Genomic DNA, 20944 nt, shown 5'->3' with positions numbered 1-20944 from the left:
GCCCGATGGTCTCTGCCTTGGCTACGGAAATGCGCTCGCCCATTTTGATTCGCCTCATGCGGGAAACTCGTAATAAAAAATGCCATGGGATACGCAAATCGTCAATTGAAAAGCGTTTTCGCTTCCGATAATGCAAATGCAATCCGCCCGAGGTCGGCGATTCCGTTCAAGGAGCCTGTTGCGCGTGTCCCCTCCATCCGCTCGTATCGACCTGACGGGGCAAACCGCGATCGTCACCGGCGGGACGCGCGGGATCGGGCGCGCGATCGCGGTGGCGCTGGTGCAGGCGGGGTGCGATGTGACCGTGTGCGGCCGCGCCCAGCCTGACGACCTGCCGGACGGTGTGCGGTTCGAAGCGGTTGACGTGCGCGATCCGGAAGCCGCCGCAGCGTTCGTCGACAAGGTCGCCGCACGGCACGGCGGGCTCGACATACTGGTGAACAACGCCGGCGGCTCACCCGAAAGCGATGCGGCGACCGCCTCGCCGCGTTTTGCCGAAGCGATCGTCAGGCTCAACCTGCTCGGCCCCCTCTACATGGCGCAAGCCGCGCACCGGCACATGGCCGGGCGGGGCGGCGGCAGTATCGTCAACATCGCCAGCGTCGCGGGCGCCCGCCCGGCACCTGGCACCGCTGTGTACGGCGCCGCGAAAGCCGGGTTGCTCAACCTCACGCAGAGCCTGGCGCAGGAGTGGGGCCGCGCGGGGATCAGGGTGAACGCGCTGATCGTCGGCCTGATGCAGACGGAAACCGCCGAGGCGACATACGGTTCGGCCGAAGCCCAGGCCGCGGTTGGGCAATCGATTCCGCTCGGGCGGATGGGGCGGGGCCAGGATATCGCCGACGCCGTCCTTTATCTGTGTTCGCCGCTTGCCGCCTATGTCAGCGGCGCCCGCCTCCAGGTCGATGGCGGGGGAGAGCGGCCGTATTTTCTCGATCTGGTCAAAGGGGCAGAGGGCTGATGGGTGTGAAATCGCTCGGATACGTGGTGATTGCTACGGCTCAGCCGGAGCGGTGGGATCATTTCCTGACGCAGGTTGCCGGGGTCATGCGTGCGCCGGACGCCGCCGACGGCGCGGCGCTGTACCGCATCGACGACCGGCCGTTCCGCTTTCGCATCGAACGCGGCGCGGAAGAGCGTCTGATCGCCGCGGCGTACGAAGTGAGCGATGCGGAATTCGACCGCCTTGTCGATGCCATCGCCGCGGCGGGACGCCCCGTTCAGCATGGCGACTCCGAAGAGGCGCGCGGGCGCGGGATCGCGCGGTTCATCCGCACCTCCGATCCCGCAGGGAACGGTCTCGAGTTCTTCACGGGCGACACGCGCGATGACGTGGCGTTCGTCTCGCCCGTCGGGGTGCCGGGTTTCGTCACCGGGGACATGGGGATGGGTCACGCGGTCTTCTCGGCGCCCAACTTCGACGAATGCCACGCCTTCTATCGTGACGTGATCGGCTTTCACGACACGGACCTGCCCGCGTTCCACCTCATGGGCCCGGATGCGCCCCCGATGCACTTTGCGTTCATGCACGCGGACAATGGGCGCCATCACAGCATTGCGCTGGGGGAAGGTCCGGTGCCACCTTCGGGCTGCGTGCACCTGATGCTGGAATATCCCGACCTCACGGAAGTAGGCAGGGCCCATGACCGGATGAAGGCGCACGGTTATGTCGAGAGCGCGACCCTGGGCCGCCATCTCAACGACGAGACAACCGGGTTCTACGTCCAGACCCCGGGTGGCTTCGATCTCGAGATCGGTTGCGACAGCCTCGTGATCGATCCCGGGGCGTGGGAAGTGACCCGGCACAAGGGTATCAGTGCCTGGGGGCACGAATGGGCCTGGCAACGGGCGATGAAGGAGGCGGAGTCCGCGGCATGAGCAGACCGCTCGACAAACGAATGAGCCCGGCGGAAATCGTCGGGCAACTGTCCGACGGCATGACGCTGGGGATTGGCGGCTGGGGCCCGCGGCGCAAGCCGATGGCGCTGGTTCGCGAAATCCTCCGTTCCGATCTCAAGGACCTGACCGTGGTCGCCTACGGCGGCGCGGATGTCGGGATGCTGTGCGCCGCCGGCAAGGTCCGCAAACTGGTGTTCGCGTTCGTCTCGCTCGACGCAATCCCGCTGGAGCCGTGGTTCCGCAAGGCGCGGGAAGCCGGTGCGATCGACGTCCTCGAACTCGACGAAGGCATGTTGCAGTGGGGCCTGAAGGCGGCGGCGTTCGGGTTGCCGTTCCTGCCGACGCGCGTCGGCCTCGGCACCGACCTGGCGGAGCTGGGCGGCCTCAAGACGGTGCAGTCGCCCTATGCGGACGAAGAGACGCTGATCGCGATGCCGGCGCTGGCGCTCGACGCGGCGCTGATCCACGTCAATCGCGCGGACCGGCGCGGCAACATCCAGGCGCTGGGCCCGGACACGTATTATGACGAGTGGTTCGCGCGCGCGGCGGCACGGACGTTCGTGAGCTGTGAAGAGCTCGTCGAGGCGATGGAAGACGCCTATCCCCAGGACGCCCAGGCCAACATCGTCGAACGGTCGTACATTTCCGGCGTCGCGGAAATCCGCGGCGGCGCGCATCCGAGCTCGCTGCCGCCGGCCTATGGCTGGGACATGAAGGCGTTCAAGGCTTACGCCGACGCGGCCAAGGATCCGGGAGACTGGAGCGCGGTGGCCGATCGTTTCGTCGGCGCAAGCGAGGATGAATACATCGCCGGATTTGGCGGCACGGATGCCGTCACCAAGCTGCCGCTGCCGGTTTTCTGATGATGGGCGCTTTCCCACACAAGGGAGGTATTTGACATGGCCACACTGGCCGAACTGTGCATCGTCGCCTGTTCCGAGGCGTTCCGCGGCAATGGCGAGGTCGTCGCGACCGGCGTGGGCCCGGTACCCCGGCTGGCGGCGGGTCTCGCCAAGCTGACGCACACGCCCGAACTGCTGATGACCGACGGGGAGGCTTACCTTGTCGAGCAGCCGGTACCGCTGGGCCCCCGCGGCGATTACAAGCCCCGGTTCGCCGGACATCTGCCCTTCAGCCGATTCTTCGACGCGGCGGTGTGGACCGGGCGGCGGCATGCCATGGTCACCCCCACGCAGATCGACCGGTTCGGCCAGATCAACCTGTCGCGCCTCGGCGGCACGCACGAACAGCCGAAGACGCAGATGCTGGGCGTGCGGGGCTTCCCTGGGAACACGATCTACCACCCCAATTCGTTCTTCTTCCCCGCGCACAGCCCCCGGGTGTTCGTCCCGGACGAGGTCGATATGGTTTCGGGCGTGGGATACAATCCGGCCCGGCGCGTCGCGGGGGGCAACTATTCCGGCGTCGATCTGCGACTGATCGTGACAAACCTGTGCGTGATGGATTTCCGCGGGCCTGGCAACGCGATCCGCGTGATTTCCCTGCATCCGGGCGTCACGTTCGCCGACGTGACGGAGGCCACCGGTTTCGATCTGATCGACGCGGTCGAGAGCGTGACCCCTGCGCCCACCGATGAGCAGCTGGCGGTGATCGAAAGCCTCGACCCACACGGCATCCGCGCGTCGGTGATCAAGGACAATCCGCCTGCGAGGAAAGCGGCATGAGCAAGGGTCACGAGCTCGTCGAGCCGAAGCGCGCCGACGTTTCCTACGAAACCGAAGAGCCGGTCCGGTACGAAGTTGTCGACCACGTCGCGTGGATCACGATGAACCGTCCCTCGTTCAACAACGCGCAGAACGGGCAGATGACCTACGCGCTGGACGACGCGTTCAACCGCGCCGTCCAAGATGACGACGTGCGCGCGATCGTGCTTGCCGGCGAAGGCAAGCACTTTTCCGCCGGCCACGACATCGGCACGCCGGGGCGCGACCTCCATCACGAATTCGAAAAGCGCCTGATGGTCGCGCCGCACACGAACAAGCCCGCGGCAGAGTTGCTCTACACGCGCGAGCAGGAACAATACCTCGGGATGTGCAGGCGCTGGCGCGATGTGCCCAAGCCCACGATCGCGATGGTTCAGGGTGCCTGCATCGCCGGTGGGCTGATGCTCGCCTGGGTCTGTGATCTCATCGTGGCGAGCGAGGACGCGTTCTTCCAGGATCCGGTCGTGCCCCTGATGGGCATCCCGGGCGTCGAATACTTCGCCCACGCCTATGAACTGCCCCCGCGTATCGCCAAGGAATTCCTGCTGCTGGGCGAGCGGATGCCCGCCGCGCGCGCTGCGCAGTTCGGGATGGTGAACAAGGTCGTCCCTCGCGAAGAGCTTCGCGAGGCGACCGCGACGTGGGCCGCCAAGCTCGCCGCTTCGCCAAGGCTCGGCAACTGGCTGACCAAGCAGGCCGTCAACCATGTCGAAGAGCTGCGCGGCAAGCGCGCCGCGATGGATGCGGTCTTCCACATGCATCACTTCGCCCATGCGCAGAACGATCTGGTCACCGGGGATTCGATCGGCGGCGTCAGCGGCAAATCGGCGGCGGCGGCCAACAAGTCGTCCTGATGAACGGGCCGCTCTCCACCGCGCTTACGCAGCGGCTAGGCTGCCGTCTGCCGGTGATCCAGACCGCGATGGGCTGGATCGCGACGCCCGAACTGGTCGCGGCGTCCAGCAATGCAGGGGCGTTCGGTTTCCTGGCCGGCGCGGTGATGGAGCCGGCCGAACTGGCGGATGCGATTGCGCGGCTGAAGGACATGACGCCGCACGCGTTCGGGGTGAACTTTCACAGCTTCCAGCCCGGCGCGGCGGACATTGTCGCGGTCATCCTCGCCAATGCGGACCGGGTGCGCGCGGTCAGCTTCGGGCGCGGCCCGGATGCGAAGATGATCGCCCGGTTCCGCGATGCCGGGATTCTGTGCATTCCCACCGTGGGGGCCGTTAAGCACGCGGAAAAGATGGTCGCGCTGGGGTGCGAGATGATCACCGTCCAGGGCAGCGAAGGCGGTGGCCATACCGGCGCGGTTCCGACGACGGTGCTTTTGCCGCAAGTGCTGGACGCGGTTGACGTGCCCGTGGTCGCGGCCGGTGGTTTCGGTGACGGGCGCGGCCTCGCCGCGGCGCTCGCCTATGGGGCCGCCGGGGTGGCGATGGGCACGCGCTTCCTGATGACCGCGGAAAGCCCCGTTCCGGCCCTGCCCAAGGCGGCCTACGTCAAGGCGGGTACCGGCGATATCGCGGTGACGACCAAGGTGGACGGGATTCCGCAGCGGATGATCCTCAACCCGCTGCTCCGCCGGATCGAACGGTCAGGCCGGCTCGGCATGTGGAAACGCGCCATGGAAGCCGGGCTGGAGATGAAGCGGCAGAAAGGCATGAGCTGGGGCCAGGTGCTTTCGACCGCCCGCGGGATGACCAGCCACGGCGAAATGCCCCTGGCCCAGGCGATGATGGCCGCTGCGGCACCGATGATGATCCAGCGCGCCGTCGTCGCCGGCGATGCCGAACAGGGGCTCATGGCCACGGGCGTGGTCGCCGGGCGGCTCGCCGACCTTCCCACATGCGCAGAGCTGCTGGCGCGCATCGAAGCGGAAGCGCTCGCGCGGATCGCAGCGCTCACCCAACCGTCGCAACAGGTCAATGGAATGCACAAATGGGCATAGAAACCACCATCAGCGACCGGATCGCGGAGATCGTGTTCGACGTGCCGCCGGTGAATGCATTCGACTCCGAGACCTGGCTGTCGCTGCCGGAGATCATTTCGGCCGCGGCGCGCAATCCTGGCGTGAACTGCATCCTGATCCGCGCGGCCGACACCGCGCGCGGCTTCTGCGGAGGCGTCGATATCAAGGAAATGCAGGCCCATCCCGAGCGGATCACGCTGCTGAACCGCGGAAATTACCTGACTTTCAAGGCCATTCGCGACGCCGAAGTGCCGGTGATCGTGGCGGTTCACAAGTTCGTCATCGGCGGCGGGATCGGCATTTGCGGCGCTTCCGACACGATCATCGCGGCCGACGATGCGTTCTTCTCGCTGCCCGAAGTCGATCGCGGCGCGATGGGCGGGGCCAGCCATCTTTCGCGCATGCTGCCGCTCCACAAGGTGCGGGCGGCATTCTTCACCGGCGGTAACATTCCCGCGCAGGAAGCCTGGCGCCTGGGCGCGGTGGAGAAAGTGGTCGCTCGCGAGAAGCTGGTCGAGGAAGCGCGGGCGTTCTGCGCGGTCGTCGCTTCGAAAAGCCGCAAGGCGCTCGTCATCGCGAAGGAAGCGCTGAACGGTCTCGAACCGCGCGATGTGGACCGCGGATACCGCTGGGAACAGGGCTTCACGCTCGAAATGTACATGCACGAGGATTCGCAGAAGAGCCGGGACGCGTTCGTGGAGACGGGCAAGGCGGCGAAGTTCTGACCATGGACCTTGCCTACACGCCCAAGCAGCAAGCCTTCCGCGCAGAGGTTCGCGCGTGGATGGAAGCGCATGTTCCGAAGGAACCGCTCGTCACACTCGAATGCCGCGAAGGGTTCGATCAGCACGTCGCGTGGGAACGGGAACTCGCGAGCGGTAACTGGGGCATGGTTACGTGGCCCGAGGAATTCGGCGGGCGCGGCCTTGACCTGATTGAGTGGCTGATCTTCGAAGAGGAATACTTTCGCGCCGGCGGACCCAACCGTGCGAACCAGAACGGCATCTTCCTGCTGGGCCCGACGATCATGGAATTCGGCACGCCCGAACAGAAGGCGCGCTTCCTGCCGCCCATGGCGAGGGGCGAGACGATCTGGGCGCAGGCGTGGTCGGAACCGGGCGCAGGCAGCGACATGGCGGCGATCAGTTCCAGGGCTGTGCGCGATGGCGATCACTACGTGCTCACCGGCCAGAAGACCTGGTCCAGCCGCGCGGCATTCGCGGACTGGGGCTTCGGAATCTTTCGGACCGATGCAGATAGCAAGCGGCACAAGGGCCTGACGTTCATCCTGTTCGATCTCGATTCGCCCGGCATCACCAGGCGTCCGATCCGGCAGCTTCATGGCGACACGGGCTTCGCCGAACTGTTCTTCGACGAAGTGCGCGTGCCGGTGGCAAACCGGTTGGCGGGCGAAGGCGAAGGGTGGAACGTGGCAATGGCGACCGCCGGCTTCGAACGCGGGCTGATGCTCCGCTCGCCGGGACGCTTCCAGGCGACTGCGAAACGGCTTGTCGAACTCTACCGTCGGCACGAAGCCGAAGCGTCCCCCGCGGCGCGTGAGGCGGTGGTGCAGGCCTGGGGCGCGGCGCAGGCATACGCCTACAACACCTACGCCGTCGCCTCGAAGATCATGGCGGGCGGCAAGATCGGCGCGGAGGCGAGCCTCAACAAGATCTTCTGGTCGGAACTCGACCGGGCGATGCACCGGACGGCGATGCAGCTCCTGGGCGCGCAGGCGGAGCTGAAACGCTTCGCCGACGGGCGGATCAACCAGTGGCTGGAAGGCTACATCTTCTCGCTGTCGGGGCCGATCTACGCCGGTTCGAACGAGGTGCAGCGCAATATCATCGCCGAGCGGCTGCTCGGCCTTCCGCGGGTGGGAGCAGGCTGATGGACTTCCGCTTCACCGAAGACCAGCTCACCCTGGCGGAAACGGTCCGCGACTATCTGGCGGGCACGCATGGCCCCGAAGTCCTGCGGCGCCTGGATGCGGAGGGTAACCGCGATCCGGCCATCTGGCAGGGTCTTGCGGACATGGGCCTGACCGGCCTGCTTGTCCCGGAAGAGCACGGCGGCCTTGGCCTCGGGCTGCTGGACGCCGCATTGATCGCGTCCGAGTGCGGCCGTGCGGCGCTTGCCGAGCCGCTCGTCGACACGGCGTTCGTGGCGGTGCCGTGGTTGCTCGCCAAGGGGCAGACCGGCGATCTGGCCGCAATCGCGCGGGGCGAGAAGACTGTCCCGCTCAACCACCCGGTCAATCCCTGGGTGACAGACGGCGCGGGAGACGCGCTCGAAAGCGTCGATCCGCTTCGAAACCTTGCTGCGTCAAGCGGAGACGGCGTCTCAGGACCCGACGACAAGCTGTTGAATCTCGGTGCGTTGATGTCGGCCGCACAGCTCATCGGCCTTGCTGAGGCGATGCTGGCACAGGCGGGCGAATACGCGAAGGTCCGCACCCAGTTCGGCCAGCCGATCGGGGGATTCCAGGCGATCAAGCACCAGTTGGCGACGTGTGCGGTCGCGATCGAATTCGCCAAGCCGGTGGTCTGGCGCGCCGCGCAGGCGCTGGAGGATGGACTCGCTGGCGGGCCGGTCCACGTCAGTCACGCCAAGCTCGCCGCCACGGATGCCGCGATCCTTACCGCCGAGACCGCGATCCAGGTTCACGGGGCCATGGGCTATACCTACGAGGTCGATCTTCACTTCTGGATGAAGCGTGCCTGGGCGCTCGCCGGGGCCTGGGGCGATCGCGCATTCCACTATTCCAGGGTCGACGACGCAGTGATCGGTGGCGCGCTTCCGATTGGGCCTGAACACACTTTCGCCTGAGAGAACAAATGCCTGAAGCCTTTATCATAGACGCGGTGCGAACACCCATCGGGCGCAAGAAGGGCAGCCTTGCACACGTTCATCCCGCCGATCTGGGCGCGCACCCGATCAAGGTTCTCGTCGAGCGCACGGGCATCGATCCCAACGCCGTCGAGGATGTCGTGTGGGGCTGCTGCGATACCATCGGACCGCAGGCGGGGGACATCGGCCGCACCGCGTGGCTCGTCGCCGGGCTGCCCCAGCACGTGCCGGGCACGACGGTCGATCGCCAGTGCGGTTCGTCGCAGCAAGCGCTGCATTTCGCCGCGCAAGGGGTGATGAGCGGCACGCAGGACCTCGTGGTCGCGGGGGGCAGCCAGGCGATGAACGCGATCCCGATCTCGGCCGCGATGTATGCCGGCGAACCCTACGGTTTCGGAAACCCCTTCAACACCTCGCCGGGCTGGGTCGAACGCTATGGCGACGGGCTTCTCAACCAGATCAACTCGGCTGAGATGATTGCTGAGAAATGGTCGATAAGTCGCGAAGAAATGGAACAATTTGCCCTCACCAGCCACCAGCGTGCGCAGGCCGCGACGGACAATGGCTGGTTTGCGCGCGAAATCGCCCCGCTGGAGGGGCTCGAGATTGACGAGACGATCCGTCCGGGCACCACCCTGGAAGGGCTCGCCAGTCTCAAGCCGGTGCAGGAAGGCGGGGCGATCACCGCTGGCGTGGCAAGCCAGAATTGCGACGGTGCGGCGTCGTTGCTGGTCGCCAGCGCGCGGGCGGTGAAGGATCACGGACTGAAGCCGCGTGCCCGCATCCATCATCTGTCCGTGCGGGCCGACGATCCCGTGTGGATGCTGACGGCGCCGATCCCGGCGACGCGGTATGCGCTGAGCAAGGCCGGCATGACCGTCGATGATATCGACTTGTTCGAATGCAACGAGGCATTCGCCAGCGTGCCGATGGCGTGGATGAAGGAACTCGGCATCCCGCACGAGAAGGTGAACGTCCACGGTGGTGCCATCGCCCTGGGCCATCCTCTTGGCGCCAGCGGCGCGCGGCTGATGACCACGCTGCTGAACGCGCTCGAGCGCACCGGCGGGCGCTATGGCCTCCAGACGATGTGCGAAGGCGGGGGTCAGGCCAACGTGACGATCATCGAGCGTTTGTAATGGAACCGGCGATCGCCATTCCAAACCTGCTTTACCAATACGCGATGCGCTTCGACGACGGCGACTTCGCCGGCGCCGCCGCGCTGTTCGACAAGGGGTGCGTGATCGCCGGGGGCCAGCGGATCGCCGGGCGCGACAGCATTCTGGCCATGTGGAAGACGTGGGTGAAAACCTACGATGGCAAGCCTCTTACCCGGCACATCACCACCAATCCGATCATCGAACTGTCGGACGATGGCGCGTGCGCGACGTGCCAGAGCCAGTGGACCGTAATCCAGGCGGCGCCCGGCTTCCCGCTGCAGGTGGTCGCATCGGGCCGCTACCGCGATCGCTTTGCCCGGGATGACGCGGGCCGCTGGCATTTCACAGAGCGCACCTACGTCCAGACCGATCTCGTCGGCGACAGCTCCGCGCACACTCTCCAGGCATTGGGATAAGACATGGGAATCTGCGACAACCGGACAGTGATCATCACCGGCGCAGCGCGCGGGCTGGGACGCGCCTATGCGCTCGCCTTCGCCGCCGAAGGCGCGAACGTGGTCGTCAACGACATCGGCACTTCGCTGGGCGGGGAAGGTCGCGACACGAGCGCCGCCGACGCGGTGGTCGATGAAATTCGCGCGGCGGGCGGGGCGGCCCTCGCGAATTACGAGGACATCACCGACTGGGACGCTGCGAAGCGTATCGTGGATGCGGCGATCGAGGCGTTCGGCGACCTTCACGTGATCGTCAACAACGCAGGGATCGTGCGCGACCGCATGTTCGTGTCCGCCACGCCGGAAGAATGGGACGCGACCATGCACGTCCATCTGCGCGGCCATTTCTGCCTGGCGCGCCACGCCGTGGATTACTGGCGTGCAAAGCAGAAGCGCGGGGAAAATCCCGATGCGCGGATCATCAATACCACCAGTGGGGCAGGGCTCCAGGGTTCCATCGCGCAGTCGGCCTATTCGACCGCCAAGGGCGGGATCGCGTCGCTAACGCTGGTGCAGGCAGCCGAACTCGGCCGATACGGCATCACGGCCAACGCGCTCGCCCCTTCGGCGCGCACCCGCATGACGGAGCAGGCCTTCGCGGACAAGATGGCCACCCAGGGCGACGCGTTTGACGTGATGGACCCGGCGAACATCGCCCCCACCGTCGTCTGGCTCGGCTCCAGCGAGAGTGCGAACGTGACTGGCTGCGTGTTCGAACTGGAAGGCGGCAGGATCATGCTGGGAGATGGCTGGCGCGAAGGACCGGCGGTGGACGCGGGCAGGCGCTGGAACCCCGACGAGGTCGGCGAGGCCGTTGAGACGTTGCTCGCCGAAAGGGTTGCTCCCCGAAAAGTCTGGGGGACCGCCTGATGCATTTCGCATTCACCGACGAACAGGCGATGATCGTGGAAACCGCGCAGGCGTTCTTCCGCGAGAACGCGTCTTCGGCCCGCACCCGGGCGGCGATGGCCAACGACGGAATCGATCGCGCCTTGTGGGACGCGTTCTGCGCAGAGCTTGGGCTGTCGGGCATCGGCATTCCGGAAGCGGTCGGTGGCGCCGGGCTGGGGCTGGTGGAGCTGGCAATCATTGCCGAGGCCGCGGGCGCACAGGTTTCCGCCCTGCCGATGCTGGGTAGCCTCGCCCAGTGCGCGCAGGCAATCGCGGCGGGTGGCAGCGATGCGCAGCGCGAAAGCTGGCTGCCGCGCCTTCTCTCCGGCGAAGTCATCGCGGGCTACGCGCACGACGCGGGTTTCGTGGCTGATGGCAACAGGATTTCGGGCGAAGCGGGCTTCGTCGCGCATGGTGGGTCTGCGCAGGTCTTTCTGGCCAGTAACAACGCATCGGCCTGGATCGTCCCGGCTGACGCAGAGGGCGTGACGGTCACCCCGCTGACGACGATGGACCAGACGCGGCCCTACGCCCGCGTTTCATTCCAGGGAGCCAAAGGGGAGCCACTCGCCGATCCGATGGCGGCAAGCACCGCGGCGCACCAGGCCGCCTTCGTCGTCGCCGCGGCAGAGGCGCTCGGCGGCGCGCAGGAGGCTCTCGACCGCACGGTGGCTTACGCCAAGGAACGCGTCCAGTTCGGTCGCCCGATCGGGTCGTTCCAGGCCTACAAACACCGCCTGGCGGACATGATGATCGAGATCGAACAGGCGCGCAGCGCCGTGTATTGGGCGGCCTGCGCGGTGGACGAAGGATCGGACGAAGCGCCGCTGGCGCTGCATGCCGCCAAGAGCTTTGCCACCGACACGTTCCTGCGATGCGCCGGCGACATGATCCAGCTCCACGGTGGGATAGGGTTCACCTGGGAACACGATGCGCACCTGTTTTTCAAGCGTGCGCGGGCGCTGCAATCCATGCTCGGCAGCAATGCATGGCACCGGGAACAAGTTGCCGCAATGATCCTCGGAGAAGCGGCATGAAGCTGGGATTTTCGCAGGCGGAAGAGGCGTTCCGTGCCGAGGCCGCCGACTGGCTGCAAGGTCAGATGGCGGGCGAATTCCGCGACATCAAGGGGATCACGAAGCTCACCGAGAAGCCCGAGCGGCGCAAGGAATGGGAGCAACAGCTCGCCGCGCACAAGTGGTCGTGCATCGGGTGGCCGGAGGAATGGGGCGGCCGCAACGCGACGCTGGCCGAACAGGTCATCTTTGCCGAGGAATACGCGCGCGCCGGGGTTCCGGGCCGCGTCAACCACATCGGCGTGGAGCTGGCGGGGCCGACGATCCTGGCGTTCGGCACGCCCGAACAGAAGGCACGCTTCCTGCCTGGCATCGCCGGTGGGACGACGATCTTCTGCCAGGGCTTTTCGGAACCGAACGCGGGCTCCGACCTTGCCGCGGTGCGCACGAAAGGCCGCCTCGAGGGCGGGGAATGGGTGGTCAACGGCCAGAAAATCTGGACCAGCCTTGCCCACATATCCGACTGGATCTTCGTCGTGACGCGCACGGAAGAAGGATCGAAGGGGCCCAAGGGCCTCACTTTCCTGATGATGCCGATCGACCAGCCGGGCATCGAGATACGCGGCATCGAGCAGATCAACGGCGATGCCGAATTCAACGAAACGTTCTTCACCGACGCCCGCTGCCCGGCGGACAGCCTGATCGGCTCGGTAGGCGGCGGCTGGCAGATCGCGATGGGCCTCCTCGCGTTCGAACGGGGGGTTTCGACGCTGGGCCAGCAGATGGCTTTCCGTAACGAGCTCGACGCGATCATCGAAGTGGCCAGGGCGAACGGTTCGGCGAACGATCCCCTGATTCGCCAGCGCATCGCGAAGGCGGAAATCGGACTGCGCCTCATGCGTTATGGCGCCCTCCGGATGCTGTCGAACACGGATCATTCACGGATCGACGGCGCGGCGCTCACCTACAAGATCCAGTGGGCGACCTGGCGGCGCAACCTTGGGGAACTTGCGATGGACGTGCTCGGCCAGGCGGGCGAGGTCACCGGTAATCCGGAATACGAATGGGATACGCTGCCCAACCTGTTCCTCTATTCCCGCGCCGATACGATCTATGGCGGCACCAACCAGATCCAGCGCAACCTGATCGCGGAGCGCGGTCTTGGAATGCCGCGCGAGCCGAGGGGTGACCTGTGATCGTACCGCAATATCCCGAGCCGCGCGGCTTGCTCCGGGGCAAGACCGTCGTCGTGACCGCCGCGGCCGGCACGGGCATCGGCTTCGCCGCCGCCAAGCGCGCGGCGGAGGAGGGGGCGACCGTTCTCGTCAGCGACTTCCACGAGCGGCGACTGGGCGAAGCGGCCGATCGCATCGCGGCCGAAGTGGGCTGCGCACGCCCGGCAACCTTCGTGTGCGATGTTACCAGCCAGCAGGACGTCGACGCCCTGCACACCGCGGCGCTCGCGGCGCTTGGCCATGTCGATGTCCTGATCAACAATGCCGGTCTGGGGGGCGAGGTGCCCGTTGTCGACATGACCGACGACCAGTGGTTTCGCGTCATCGATGTGACGCTCAATTCCGTGTTCCGGATGACCCGCGCGTTCCTGCCGTCGATGCAGGCGCGCAAGACCGGCGCGATCGTCAACAACGCATCGGTCCTGGGCTGGCGCGCGCAGAAGGGGCAGGCGCATTACGCGGCCGCAAAGGCCGGGGTGATGGCATTTACCCGTTGTTCCGCGGTCGAGGCCGCCGAACATGGCGTGCGGATCAACGCCGTCGCGCCCTCGATCGCGATGCACGCGTTCCTTGCCAAGGTCACGACCGACGAACTGCTCGCCGAACTATCCGCCAAGGAAGCGTTCGGTCGTCCCGCGGAAGTGTGGGAGGTCGCCAACGTGATGCTGTTCCTCGCCTCTGACCTGTCAAGTTACATGACCGGCGAAGTGCTGTCGGTATCGAGCCAGCGCGCATGACCGCCGTCTATCAATCGCCGCGCGACCTGATCGGGCAGGAAGGGGCGACCTTCGGCCCGACCGACTGGCTCTCCATCGAGCAGGAGCGGGTCGACGGCTTCGCCGATGTGACCGGCGACCACCAGTGGATTCACGTCGATGTCGCGCGCGCCCGGCAGGGGCCGTTCGGGGGCACGATCGCCCACGGCTATTTGACGATGAGCCTGGTGAACCACTTCCTTCCCGAACTCGTGGAAGTCCGGGGATTCACGCACGCGGTCAACATCGGGGCGGATCGGCTGCGGTTCCTAAGCCCGGTAAAGGTCGGCAGCCGCATCCGCGCGAAAGGCGAAGTGATCTCTGTCGAGGAGGTCAAGGGCGCGATCCAGTCGGTGGTGCGCGTCGTCATCGAGATCGAGGGTGCCGACAAGCCTGCGCTCAGCGTCGATACCATCAGCCGTTATTATTCGGAGCAGTGACGCAAATGCCCACGCCAGAACAGATGCAAGCCGCCGTCCATGCATACGTCGATGCCTTTGCGCGCGAGGATTCCGAAGGCGTCGTCGCGCTGTTTGCCGAGGACGCCACGGTGGAAGATCCGGTCGGGACCCCCGCCAAGGTCGGGCACGACGCGATCCGCGAATTCTACACGATGTCGATCGGCACTGGCGCGAAACTCGAACTGCAGGGGCCCATCCGCGTCGGCGGCGATTTCGCAGCCTTTGCGTTCCAGGTGCGCCTGAAAATGGGCGAGGCCGATGCGACGGTCGATGTGATCGATGTGTTCCGCTTCGACGACGCGGGCAAGGTCCGATCGATGCAGGCGTTCTTCGGCCCGGGCAATTTCACCGGGATGTAAAGGATACAGGCGATGCCCTTTACGTTGCAGCAGCTGTCCGACCTGGAGGATATCCGGCAGTTAAAGGCGCGCTATTTCCGGTGCATCGACACCGGTAACGAGGGGGAACTTGCGACCCTGTTCACCGAAGACGTGCGGGTGGACTTGCGCGGCGGCGGCTATCGCCTGCAGGTGGAAGGGCGGGGCGAGATGATCGATTTCATCGGCTCCAGCTTCAATTCCGACATTGTCGCCATGCACCACGGCCACACGCCGGAAATCGCATTTGTCGCACCTGACGAGGCGACGGGCACCTGGTATCTCCAGGATCGGTTCATCGATCCGGTACGCGGGACGGATACCATTGGATCGTCGCTCTACTACGATACCTATCGCCGCACCGACGATGGCTGGAAGATCGCCGCGAGCGAGTACGAACGTGTGTACGAAGAAGTATCGCCCATCCGGGCCGAAGCCAGGCTGACCGCGCATCTGCTGGCGAAAACCGGGCGTCCTCCGGAGCGAAGGGTCGACACCGGGCGCTGGCTCACCTGGTACGAGGAAGGGACTTCAAGCGATGGCTGAGACCTTGTCGGAAGCATGGCGTACTTTCTGCGCCGAGCTGGCGGAAGCCGGCGCCGTGCTCGATCGCGGTCCCGCGACGCCGCTCGATCAGGCGGAAGGGCTACGCTATCTCAGTCGTCTCACGCGCACCGCGCTCAACATGCTGGTAGATTCGAACGATCCTGACTTTCCGCGGATTTTCCAGCTTTGCGACGACAAGTTGAAGATCGGCGCGGACAATCCCGACAACATCTACCAGCAGTTCTGCGTGCGCGGAGACCGGCGTTACCGATTGCGCGGCGAACGCGGGACGGTGCCCTATCTCTCTCTCGGCTCCAAGGCCAATCGCTATGCCATCGATGGCACCATGGCCTCCACTGGCGAAATCGAATTCGCCGACGTGGAGCTTGAACCGGACGGTACCTTCGAAATCCTCATCGGGCGGGAGCCGGAGAACCGGAACTGGCTTCCGCTCGCCGACGATTCGACGATCGTGATCATCAGGCAGACGTTCGAGGAAAAGGCGGCGCAAACCCCTGCCACGTTCACCGTCGAATGCCTGGACGGGCCGTCGCACCCCCACCTCGTCACTCCGGACGAAATCCGCGCCCAGCTCGCCCAGACGGCGGCCTGGGTGAAGGGGACCGCGCAGACGTTCGCCAGCTGGACCGAAATGTTCATGGCGGCGCCCAACCGCATCTTCGAGCACGATCAGAGCTTTTTCCAGAAAGCCGGCGGGGACCCGCAGATCTGGTACGGCCATGCCTTCTACAACCTGGAACCGGGGGAGGCGTGGGAACTCACGTTCACCCCGCCGCCGGGCACGCGGATGTGGAATTTCCAGCTCGACAACTGGTGGATGGAATCGCTCGATCATGTCCATCACCGGGTCTGGGTCAACAATACGATGGTCACGCCCGAACAGGATGGCAGCGTGCGCCTCATCTGCGCGGACGCCGATCCCGGCTATGGGAACTGGCTGGACCTGGCCGGGCACCGCCTGGGCACGGCGCTGTTCCGCTGGATCGATGCGCCGACGCATCCCGTACCGCAATGCCGGGTGTTTCGCCCGTGACGGACGCGTTGTTTGCGCCCGTGAGAATTGGCGCGCTGGACCTTCCGAACCGCATCGTCATGGCCCCGATGACCCGCGACCGGGCAGGCGAGGGCGACGTCCCGACCGCGGACATGGTCCAGTATTACCGTCAGCGCGCCAGCGCCGGCCTGATCGTGACCGAGGGGACCCAGCCGACGCCCGAAGGCAAGGGTTACTGGCGCACGCCCGGGATACACTCGCAGGAGCAGATCGACGGCTGGGGCCGTGTCGCCGACGCGGTTCACGCAGAAGGTGGCCGAATCGCGATGCAGCTCATGCACTGCGGGCGGGTCGTGATTCCGGCGAACCGTGGCTTCACCGCTGACGTCATCGCGCCATCGGCGATTGCCTGCCCTGACAAGGTGCCCGGACCGGATGGCGTTCCGATGGATTGCGCCGTGGCGCGGGCAATGACGTCCGCCGACATCCGCAGGGTTGTGGGGGAATATGCCCAGGCGGCGCGCAATGCTCGTTCGGCCGGGATCGACGCCGTCGAACTGCACTGCGCCAGCGGCTACCTGGTCAACCAGTTCCTGAACCCGGCAAGCAATGTGCGCGACGATCAATACGGCGGGACGGCGGACAACCGCGCCCGCTTCGCCGCCGAGGTCTTGGCGGCCATGGCTGATGCCATCGGCGGCGATCGCGTGGGTTTCCGCATTTCGCCGGGCAATCCCTACAACGGCATGGACCCGCGCGATCCAGCCTCGACCTTCGTGCCGCTGCTGCGCGCCGTGAACGGTCTCGGGCTGGCCTATGCCCATGTGATCGACATGGGGCTGACCGATCTCGACACCCTGCAGATGGTTCGCGACAACTGGTCAGGGCCGATTGTCGCGAACAACATGCTGAAGGCAGACAGTGCAGCCGCATTGATCGAAGCCGGCCGGGCCGAAGCCGTTTCGTTCGGCCGCGCGTTCATCGCCAATCCCGACCTGCCGCGCCGCATCCGTGAAGGCGCCGTAATTGCCAAGCCCGACTACGCCCTGCTCTATACGGGCGAGCAGCGAGGCTACATCGATTATCCCAAGCTGAATGCATGAAGGAACGCTGGGAACCGCTGCTGGCCGAGCTGGCGCGGCGCAAGCAGGCATCGCGCGAGATGGGCGGGACGGAGCGCCTCGATCGTCACCGCGGCGCGGGGAAGCTCGATGCGCGGACGCGGATGGCCGCTCTCTTCGACGATGGCGTATGGACCGAGATCGGGGCATTCGCCGGCGAGGAAGGGACGCCGGCTGACGGTCTGCTGGCAGGCTTCGGCAAAGTCGACGGCCGCCCGGTGCTATGCGGGGTCGAGGATGTGACCGTGCTTGGCGGTTCAATCGGGGATGTGGGCGCCGACAAGCGCTACCGGCTGACCCAGCTTGCCCTGCAGGAACGGGTGCCGCTCGTGTTCATGCTGGAAGGCGCAGGGCACAGGCTGACCAATATCCATCCCGGTCGTCGCCCGAACGATTTGCAGGGCCTCGCAGATCTGTCCGGCAAGGTCCCGATGGTCTGCCTCGTTCTCGGCGCGTCTGCGGGCCACGGGGCGCTGACGGCACCTTTGTCGGACTTCGTGGTGATGAGCGAGCAGGGCTCGATGTTCGTCGCAGGCCCGCCCATCGTGAAAGCCGCCATCGGGGAGACCGTGACCAAGGAGGCTCTTGGCGGTCCGGCGGTGCATCTGGCGTCGGGCGTCGCGCATAACCGGGCGGCGGACGACGGCGCGGCCATCAGGCTGGCGCGCCGATACCTTGGGTATTTTCCGTCGAACGCCTGGCTGCCGCCACCGGCGGCGGAGCCTGACGACGGCCCCCGATTGCTCGAGGGCATCCTCGAACTGGTTGATCCCGATCCCGGTCGCCCTTTCGACATGCGCCTGCTCCTCGGCGATTTCGCCGATCGGGGGAGCCTGCTCGAAATTCAGCCGGAGTGGGGCGGCGCGCTCGTCACGGCTCTCGTTCGCCTTGGCGGGCGGGCGGTGGCGATCGTCGCAAACAATCCTGCGTCAGGCGCGGGCGCGGTGGATGCAGCCGCCGCACAGAAGGCCGCGCGTTTCCTGACATTGGCAGACGCGTTCCACCTGCCCGTGGTTTTCCTCACCGACAATCCCGGGGTGATGCCCGGTTCTGCTTCCGAACGCAGCGCAGCGCTGCGTCACGCGGCACGGATGTTCGCGGTCCAGCACGGCCTTCGCGTGCCCAAAGTCCATGTCACGTTACGCAAAGCGTTCGGTTTCGGCAGTTCGCTGATGGCCATGAACCCGTTCGACGGACAGACGATCAGCCTGGCTTTTCCCGCAGTGACCCTCGGCGCCATGCCGGCCCGGGCAGGCGCCGACGCCGCCCGGCTCTCGCCCGAGGAAAAGGCGAAGGCGGAAGCCGATCAGGCGGGCAGTGCGTGTGCGATGGCCGGCAAGCTGGCGTTCGATGCCGTGATCGACCCGCGCGATTTGCGGAACGAACTCCTCGCCGCGCTCGCCCTGACGAGCGAGCGCGGTGGCGAATACGTTCCGCGTCCGGGGGGTATCCTGCCCTAGGCCGCGCGTTCCTTGAGCATATCGAGCGCCACGTCGACGATCATGTCCTCCTGTCCGCCCACCATCTTGCGCCGACCGAGCTCGACGAGGATCGCGCGGGTATCGAGGCCGTAGTCGGCGGCCGCCTTCTCGGCGTGGCGCAGGAAACTGGAGTAAACGCCCGCATAGCCGAGCGCGAGCGTCTCGCGGTCGACCCGCACGGGGCGGTCCTGAAGGGGCCGGACGAGGTCTTCGGCCGCGTCCATCAACGCCATGACGTCACAGCCGTGGTTCCAACCCTTGCGGTCGGCGGCGGCTATGAAGACCTCGAGCGGCGCGTTTCCCGCGCCTGCGCCCATGCCGGCGAGACTGGCGTCGATCCGCACCGCACCGCATTGGGCGGCGACGATCGAGTTCGCCACGCCCAGGCTGAGATTATGATGCGCGTGCATCCCGCGCTGCGTCTCGGGCTTGAGCACGCGGTCGTACGCCTCGAACCGCGTGCGGATGCCGTCCATGTCGAGCGCGCCGCCACTGTCGGTGACATAGACGCACTGGGCGCCATAGCTTTCCATTAGGAGCGCTTGCCGGGCGAGGGCATCGGGCTCGATCATGTGGCTCATCATCAGGAAGCCGGAGACATCCATGCCCAGATCGCGCGCGATGCCGATGTGCTGTTTCGAGACATCGGCTTCGGTGCAGTGAGTCGCCACCCGAACCGAACGCACGCCGAGATCGTATGCGCGCCGCAGTTCCTCCACGGTGCCCACGCCGGGCAGGATCAGCGTCGTCAGCACACTCTTCTCGAGCACCTCGGCAACCGCTTCGAGCCATTCCCAGTCGGTATGTGCACCGAAGCCGTAGTTGAAGCTCGCTCCGCTGAGGCCGTCGCCATGCGCGACCTCGATCGCGTCGACACCCGCCTTGTCGAGGACCGCGGCGATCTGGCGCACATGGTCGACACCGTACATGTGCCGGATGGCGTGCATCCCGTCGCGCAGGGTGACGTCCTGGATGTAGAGCTTCGCGCCGGTTTCGACGTCGAATCCGCTTTGCTGCGCGGTCATCACACGGTCTCCTTCTGCGCGGCCATCCGGCGCTCTGCGAGCAGTTCGCCCGTCGCCTTCGCGGCTGCGGTCATGATGTCGAGGTTGCCCGAATAGCTCGGCAGGTAGTCACCGGCGCCCTCGACCTCGAGCAGGATCATCGTCTTCACACCGGTGAATTCGCCGTGGCCGGGAATCTTCAGCGGGTTGTTGTCGCCAAACCGTTCGAACTGCACGTCCTGCTTCAGACGGTAGCCGGGCACGTATTTCTGCACTTTGGCGACCATTGCCTCGACCGAGGCGCGAATGGCGCTCTCATCGGCGCCGTCCGACAGGGTGAACACCGTGTCGCGCATGATCATGGGCGGTTCGGCGGGGTTCAGGATGATGATGGCCTTGCCCTTTGCCGCGCCCCCAACATCCTCGATCGCGCGGGCGGTGGTTCGGGTGAACTCGTCGATATTCGCGCGGGTGCCCGGGCCGGCGGACCGCGAGGAAACCGAGGCGACGATTTCCGCATAATGGACATTGGCGACCTGGCTCACCGCGGCGACCATCGGGATTGTCGCCTGCCCGCCGCACGTGACCATGTTGACGTTGGGCTGGTCCAGATGCGCCTCCATGTTGACCGGCGGCACCGTGAACGGTCCGATCGCCGCAGGGGTCAGGTCGACCACCTGTATCCCGTCTGCGCGCAGGGCCTCGTCATGGACCTTGTGGGCGTATGCGCTGGTGGCATCGAACGCGATGCCGATCTCGCTGTAGAACGGCAGCTTCTTCAGGCCCTCGATCCCCTCGTGCGTGGTCGCGATGCCGTGTTCACGCGCCATCGCGAGGCCTTCGCTCGCCGGATCGATGCCGACCACGGCCACGAGTTCCATGTTCTGCGGGTACTTGATCATCTTCATCATCAGGTCCGTCCCGATGTTGCCTGAACCGATGATCGCCGCCTTGACGCGCGTCATGCGAGAAGCCCTTTCTG

At 66.0% G+C, this 20944-nt stretch carries 23 protein-coding genes; 21 read left to right on the top strand and 2 right to left on the bottom strand.

The annotated features are described in order from the left end of the window. The first annotated feature begins 184 nt into the window (after positions 1-184). Genes GRI40_RS03900 through GRI40_RS03800 form a run of 21 tightly spaced genes read left to right on the top strand, consistent with a single transcriptional unit; the run spans position 185 to position 18937 of the window. On the top strand, positions 185-961 hold the full coding sequence (locus tag GRI40_RS03900; RefSeq protein ID WP_337190486.1) for an SDR family oxidoreductase: 777 nt from the start codon (positions 185-187) through the stop codon (positions 959-961). Next, on the top strand, positions 961-1878 hold the full coding sequence (locus GRI40_RS03895; protein ID WP_160610132.1) for a VOC family protein: 918 nt from the start codon (positions 961-963) through the stop codon (positions 1876-1878). The genes GRI40_RS03900 and GRI40_RS03895 overlap by 1 nt, the downstream gene beginning before the upstream one ends. Continuing rightward, entirely contained in the window at positions 1875-2762 is an 888-nt protein-coding gene (locus GRI40_RS03890) for a CoA transferase subunit A (protein WP_160610131.1), read from the top strand. The genes GRI40_RS03895 and GRI40_RS03890 overlap by 4 nt, the downstream gene beginning before the upstream one ends. A 36-nt stretch (positions 2763-2798) precedes the next feature. Next, positions 2799-3584, top strand: a complete 786-nt coding sequence (locus GRI40_RS03885; protein ID WP_160610130.1) for a CoA-transferase subunit beta — start codon at positions 2799-2801, stop codon at positions 3582-3584. Next, positions 3581-4477 (top strand): enoyl-CoA hydratase, encoded by an 897-nt coding sequence (locus tag GRI40_RS03880; RefSeq protein ID WP_160610129.1) that lies wholly within the window; start codon positions 3581-3583, stop codon positions 4475-4477. The genes GRI40_RS03885 and GRI40_RS03880 overlap by 4 nt, the downstream gene beginning before the upstream one ends. Then, positions 4477-5574: an NAD(P)H-dependent flavin oxidoreductase gene (locus GRI40_RS03875; RefSeq protein ID WP_160610128.1), complete on the top strand. Its 1098-nt coding sequence runs from the start codon at positions 4477-4479 to the stop codon at positions 5572-5574. The genes GRI40_RS03880 and GRI40_RS03875 overlap by 1 nt, the downstream gene beginning before the upstream one ends. Then, complete coding sequence (locus GRI40_RS03870; RefSeq protein ID WP_160610127.1) at positions 5565-6320, top strand: enoyl-CoA hydratase family protein; 756 nt, start codon at positions 5565-5567, stop codon at positions 6318-6320. Before GRI40_RS03875 ends, GRI40_RS03870 begins: the two co-directional genes overlap by 10 nt. Before the next feature lie 2 nt (positions 6321-6322). Next, on the top strand, positions 6323-7486 hold the full coding sequence (locus GRI40_RS03865; protein ID WP_160610126.1) for an acyl-CoA dehydrogenase family protein: 1164 nt from the start codon (positions 6323-6325) through the stop codon (positions 7484-7486). Continuing rightward, positions 7486-8424: an acyl-CoA dehydrogenase family protein gene (locus tag GRI40_RS03860; protein ID WP_160610125.1), complete on the top strand. Its 939-nt coding sequence runs from the start codon at positions 7486-7488 to the stop codon at positions 8422-8424. Before GRI40_RS03865 ends, GRI40_RS03860 begins: the two co-directional genes overlap by 1 nt. A gap of 8 nt (positions 8425-8432) precedes the next feature. Beyond that, the gene (locus GRI40_RS03855) at positions 8433-9584 is read left to right on the top strand and encodes an acetyl-CoA C-acetyltransferase (RefSeq protein ID WP_160610124.1); all 1152 of its coding nucleotides are present in this window, start codon (positions 8433-8435) and stop codon (positions 9582-9584) included. Continuing rightward, positions 9584-10021: a nuclear transport factor 2 family protein gene (locus GRI40_RS03850; protein ID WP_160610123.1), complete on the top strand. Its 438-nt coding sequence runs from the start codon at positions 9584-9586 to the stop codon at positions 10019-10021. Before GRI40_RS03855 ends, GRI40_RS03850 begins: the two co-directional genes overlap by 1 nt. A 3-nt stretch (positions 10022-10024) precedes the next feature. Further along, complete coding sequence (locus GRI40_RS03845) at positions 10025-10930, top strand: SDR family oxidoreductase (RefSeq protein ID WP_160610122.1); 906 nt, start codon at positions 10025-10027, stop codon at positions 10928-10930. After that, entirely contained in the window at positions 10930-11988 is a 1059-nt protein-coding gene (locus GRI40_RS03840) for an acyl-CoA dehydrogenase family protein (protein WP_160610121.1), read from the top strand. The genes GRI40_RS03845 and GRI40_RS03840 overlap by 1 nt, the downstream gene beginning before the upstream one ends. Further along, the gene (locus GRI40_RS03835; protein WP_160610120.1) at positions 11985-13163 is read left to right on the top strand and encodes an acyl-CoA dehydrogenase family protein; all 1179 of its coding nucleotides are present in this window, start codon (positions 11985-11987) and stop codon (positions 13161-13163) included. The genes GRI40_RS03840 and GRI40_RS03835 overlap by 4 nt, the downstream gene beginning before the upstream one ends. Next, entirely contained in the window at positions 13160-13939 is a 780-nt protein-coding gene (locus GRI40_RS03830) for an SDR family oxidoreductase (RefSeq protein ID WP_160610119.1), read from the top strand. Before GRI40_RS03835 ends, GRI40_RS03830 begins: the two co-directional genes overlap by 4 nt. Next, the gene (locus GRI40_RS03825) at positions 13936-14397 is read left to right on the top strand and encodes a MaoC family dehydratase (protein ID WP_160610118.1); all 462 of its coding nucleotides are present in this window, start codon (positions 13936-13938) and stop codon (positions 14395-14397) included. The genes GRI40_RS03830 and GRI40_RS03825 overlap by 4 nt, the downstream gene beginning before the upstream one ends. 5 nt (positions 14398-14402) lie before the next feature. Beyond that, positions 14403-14777: a nuclear transport factor 2 family protein gene (locus GRI40_RS03820; protein WP_160610117.1), complete on the top strand. Its 375-nt coding sequence runs from the start codon at positions 14403-14405 to the stop codon at positions 14775-14777. Between the two features lie 12 nt (positions 14778-14789). Beyond that, on the top strand, positions 14790-15341 hold the full coding sequence (locus GRI40_RS03815; RefSeq protein WP_160610116.1) for a nuclear transport factor 2 family protein: 552 nt from the start codon (positions 14790-14792) through the stop codon (positions 15339-15341). Continuing rightward, entirely contained in the window at positions 15334-16395 is a 1062-nt protein-coding gene (locus GRI40_RS03810; protein WP_160610115.1) for a DUF1214 domain-containing protein, read from the top strand. The genes GRI40_RS03815 and GRI40_RS03810 overlap by 8 nt, the downstream gene beginning before the upstream one ends. Further along, positions 16392-17459: an alkene reductase gene (locus GRI40_RS03805; protein ID WP_337190485.1), complete on the top strand. Its 1068-nt coding sequence runs from the start codon at positions 16392-16394 to the stop codon at positions 17457-17459. Before GRI40_RS03810 ends, GRI40_RS03805 begins: the two co-directional genes overlap by 4 nt. Continuing rightward, a complete protein-coding gene (locus GRI40_RS03800; RefSeq protein WP_160610113.1) occupies positions 17456-18937 on the top strand; it encodes an acyl-CoA carboxylase subunit beta in 1482 nt (493 codons plus the stop codon). The genes GRI40_RS03805 and GRI40_RS03800 overlap by 4 nt, the downstream gene beginning before the upstream one ends. Here GRI40_RS03800 and dmpG read toward each other — a convergent pair. Beyond that, entirely contained in the window at positions 18934-19983 is a 1050-nt protein-coding gene (gene dmpG / locus GRI40_RS03795) for a 4-hydroxy-2-oxovalerate aldolase (RefSeq protein WP_160610112.1), read from the bottom strand. The two genes, GRI40_RS03800 and dmpG, sit on opposite strands and share 4 nt — an antisense overlap. Continuing rightward, a complete protein-coding gene (locus GRI40_RS03790) occupies positions 19983-20927 on the bottom strand; it encodes an acetaldehyde dehydrogenase (acetylating) (protein ID WP_160610111.1) in 945 nt (314 codons plus the stop codon). The genes dmpG and GRI40_RS03790 overlap by 1 nt, the downstream gene beginning before the upstream one ends. Positions 20928-20944: the final 17 nt, after the last annotated feature.

The sequence above is a fragment of the Tsuneonella aeria genome (genome assembly GCF_009827495.1).
GTDB classification, from domain to species: Bacteria; Pseudomonadota; Alphaproteobacteria; order Sphingomonadales; family Sphingomonadaceae; genus Tsuneonella; species Tsuneonella aeria.
This window is presented reverse-complemented; position numbering and strand designations above follow the sequence as displayed.

Excerpts from the sequence above, each read along its gene's own strand:
- GRI40_RS03840 (WP_160610121.1), top strand. The coding sequence starts at position 10,930 with ATGCATTTCGCATTCACCGACGAACAGGCGATGATCGTGGAAACCGCG.
- GRI40_RS03890 (WP_160610131.1), top strand. The coding sequence starts at position 1,875 with ATGAGCAGACCGCTCGACAAACGAATGAGCCCGGCGGAAATCGTCGGG.
- GRI40_RS03855 (WP_160610124.1), top strand. The coding sequence starts at position 8,433 with ATGCCTGAAGCCTTTATCATAGACGCGGTGCGAACACCCATCGGGCGC.
- GRI40_RS03825 (WP_160610118.1), top strand. The coding sequence starts at position 13,936 with ATGACCGCCGTCTATCAATCGCCGCGCGACCTGATCGGGCAGGAAGGG.
- GRI40_RS03815 (WP_160610116.1), top strand. The coding sequence starts at position 14,790 with ATGCCCTTTACGTTGCAGCAGCTGTCCGACCTGGAGGATATCCGGCAG.
- GRI40_RS03870 (WP_160610127.1), top strand. The coding sequence starts at position 5,565 with ATGGGCATAGAAACCACCATCAGCGACCGGATCGCGGAGATCGTGTTC.
- GRI40_RS03860 (WP_160610125.1), top strand. The coding sequence starts at position 7,486 with ATGGACTTCCGCTTCACCGAAGACCAGCTCACCCTGGCGGAAACGGTC.
- GRI40_RS03820 (WP_160610117.1), top strand. The coding sequence starts at position 14,403 with ATGCCCACGCCAGAACAGATGCAAGCCGCCGTCCATGCATACGTCGAT.
- GRI40_RS03790 (WP_160610111.1), bottom strand. The coding sequence starts at position 20,927 with ATGACGCGCGTCAAGGCGGCGATCATCGGTTCAGGCAACATCGGGACG.
- dmpG (WP_160610112.1), bottom strand. The coding sequence starts at position 19,983 with ATGACCGCGCAGCAAAGCGGATTCGACGTCGAAACCGGCGCGAAGCTC.
- GRI40_RS03845 (WP_160610122.1), top strand. The coding sequence starts at position 10,025 with ATGGGAATCTGCGACAACCGGACAGTGATCATCACCGGCGCAGCGCGC.
- GRI40_RS03865 (WP_160610126.1), top strand. The coding sequence starts at position 6,323 with ATGGACCTTGCCTACACGCCCAAGCAGCAAGCCTTCCGCGCAGAGGTT.
- GRI40_RS03885 (WP_160610130.1), top strand. The coding sequence starts at position 2,799 with ATGGCCACACTGGCCGAACTGTGCATCGTCGCCTGTTCCGAGGCGTTC.
- GRI40_RS03880 (WP_160610129.1), top strand. The coding sequence starts at position 3,581 with ATGAGCAAGGGTCACGAGCTCGTCGAGCCGAAGCGCGCCGACGTTTCC.
- GRI40_RS03810 (WP_160610115.1), top strand. The coding sequence starts at position 15,334 with ATGGCTGAGACCTTGTCGGAAGCATGGCGTACTTTCTGCGCCGAGCTG.
- GRI40_RS03800 (WP_160610113.1), top strand. The coding sequence starts at position 17,456 with ATGAAGGAACGCTGGGAACCGCTGCTGGCCGAGCTGGCGCGGCGCAAG.
- GRI40_RS03895 (WP_160610132.1), top strand. The coding sequence starts at position 961 with ATGGGTGTGAAATCGCTCGGATACGTGGTGATTGCTACGGCTCAGCCG.
- GRI40_RS03875 (WP_160610128.1), top strand. The coding sequence starts at position 4,477 with ATGAACGGGCCGCTCTCCACCGCGCTTACGCAGCGGCTAGGCTGCCGT.
- GRI40_RS03850 (WP_160610123.1), top strand. The coding sequence starts at position 9,584 with ATGGAACCGGCGATCGCCATTCCAAACCTGCTTTACCAATACGCGATG.
- GRI40_RS03835 (WP_160610120.1), top strand. The coding sequence starts at position 11,985 with ATGAAGCTGGGATTTTCGCAGGCGGAAGAGGCGTTCCGTGCCGAGGCC.